Annotated in this window: 2 protein-coding genes; both read right to left on the reverse strand. The window is 63.6% G+C overall.

Translation table 11 applies throughout. The features are described 5' to 3' along the window. Nucleotides 1-106 precede the first annotated feature (106 nt). Nucleotides 107-1,687 carry a DHA2 family efflux MFS transporter permease subunit gene (locus tag HX846_RS34000; RefSeq protein ID WP_134326735.1) on the reverse strand — a complete coding sequence of 527 codons (1,581 nt, stop codon included), beginning with the start codon at nt 1,685-1,687 and terminating at the stop codon, nt 107-109. Next, nucleotides 1,680-2,143 (reverse strand): HlyD family secretion protein (locus HX846_RS34005; RefSeq protein WP_178967129.1); only part of this gene is annotated, 464 nt, incomplete at its 5' end. The genes HX846_RS34005 and HX846_RS34000, both read right to left, overlap by 8 nt.

Raw genomic sequence — 2,143 nt, forward strand, 5'->3', positions numbered from 1 at the left:
GCCGCGAGGGTCTTTGGCGCGGCATCCGGCGCGCCCTGGTAGTCCGGCCCCACGGTACACGCCGTCAGCAGGCCGACGGTGAAGAGCAAGGGAAGTGAGCGATAAATCATGTTCGTTGGCCTGCCTGCGCCGCGCGCTTTTTCAGGATGAAGATCAGGGGAAGGCACGCCAGCATGGCGAGTCCCAGCACGTAGAACGCGTCGTTGTAGGCCATCACCGCCGCTTGTTGGGCGATGTCGTTGGCCAGATGACCGAGGGCCTGCAGCGAGGCGGTGGACGGGTCGCCGGTTTGCGCCAGGTAGCTGGCGGTATCGCTCGCCATTTGATCCTGGGTCAACTGGGTATTGGCCTGGATGCCTTCGCGCAACATGTCGTCGTGGAAGTGGCTGCGCCGGTCCATCAGTACGCCGAGCAACGCCAGCCCCAAGGTACCGCCGAGGTTGCGTGACATGTTGTAGAGCCCGGCCGCGTCACCCGCATCGCGGGTTTCCACCGAGCGCATCGACAGTTGGCTGAGGGGCATCATCACCAGGATCTGCCCAAAGCCCCGCAGGATCTGCGACCAGTAGAAATCATGGCCGACACTCTGGGCGGTGAGCTGGGTGTCGAGAAAGCAGCTGGCCCAGTACATCAACAAACCCACGCCGACCATCATCCGCAGGTCCAGGCGGCCAAGCATTCGCGGTAGGATCGGCATCAGCAGGAACGCCGGAATCCCCGACAGCAACATGATCGAACCCGACTGTTGCGCGTTATAGCCCGACAGGATGCCGAGGAACTGCGGCACCAGGTACGCCGTGCCATAGAGCCCGGCGCCGACCGCCGTGGCGATCAGCAGCACGCTGCCGAAGCTGCGGTTGAGCACCAGTTGCAGGCGCAGGATCGGCGTACTCGAGCGGACTTGCCCGACGGCAATCAGGAAGAAGCCGATCACCATCGTGATGCTCAACCAGATGATCAACTGCGAATCGAACCAGTGTTCGCGCTGGCCTTCTTCCAGCACCACGGTGAGTGAACTCAGGCCCATGGCCAGGCCAATGATGCCCAGCCAGTCGGCCTTGATGAATTGCTGGAGGTTCATGCGGTCGCTGGGCAGGCCGGTGATCAGCAAGGTGATCAAGGTAATGCTGACGGGCAAGTTGATGAAGAAGCACCAGCGCCAGTTGATATTTTCCGTGAGCCATCCGCCAATCACCGGGCCCAGCAGCGGGCCGAGGATCACCGTCATGCCGAACATCGTGGTGCCGATTGCCAACTGATGGGCAGGCAGGCGGGTGCGTACGATGGTCTGTGCGGTCGGGATCATCGCGCCGCCGGCAAAACCCTGGCCGATACGCCCGGCGATCATCGCGCCGAGGCTGGAAGACAACCCGCAGAACATCGAGAAAAACGTGAACATCAACGCGGTGCCGATCAGGAACCGGCGCAGGCCAAATACCCGGGTCAGCCAGGCGGCGAGGGGAATCATGACGATTTCCGACATCAGGTAACCGGTGGCGATCCACGTGCCCTCGGTACCGGTCGCGCCGATCTGGCCCTGGATCTGCGGCAGCGCCGAGTTGGTGATCGAGATGTCCAGGGTCGCCAGCAAGGCGCCCAGCGAGCCGGCGGCGACTGCGATCCAGTCGGTCAGCGAAGCGTTGCGCGGTTTGTCCGCGGGCACTTCGGTCAAGATGGCTTCAGCCATGGTTGGCGTCTGCCTTGTGGGTGCGGGTGTCGACTTCCACGGTGGCGGACAAGCCGGGCACCAGTGCCTGGCGCACGTCGTCATCCGATACATCCAGGGAAATCCGCACCGGCACGCGCTGCACGATCTTGGTGAAGTTGCCGGTGGCGTTGGACGGCGGCAGCAACGCGAACTGTGCGCCGGTGCCTGGGGACAGGCTGTCGATATGGCCCTGAATATCATGGCCTGGCAGTGCGTCCACATGCACGGTGACGGTCTGCCCGGCGCGCATCTCGCCGATCTGCGTTTCCTTGTAGTTGGCGGTCAGGTAGATCGCGCTCACCGGCACCACGGTCAACAAGCGTGTGCCTGGCTGCACGTATTGGCCGACGCGTACACCGCGATCAGCGACGCGGCCATCGAGCGGGCTGCGAATCACCGCGTCGTCCACGTCCAGCTGGCTCTGGGCTTCGCTGG

Origin of the sequence: Pseudomonas sp. K5002, assembly GCF_013386655.1 — a bacterium.
In the GTDB taxonomy this organism is placed as follows: Bacteria; Pseudomonadota; Gammaproteobacteria; order Pseudomonadales; family Pseudomonadaceae; genus Aquipseudomonas.

What these genes read in the sequence shown, in the direction of transcription:
- HX846_RS34000 (WP_134326735.1), bottom strand. Translation starts at nt 1,687, where the DNA reads ATGGCTGAAGCCATCTTGACCGAAGTGCCCGCGGACAAACCGCGCAAC.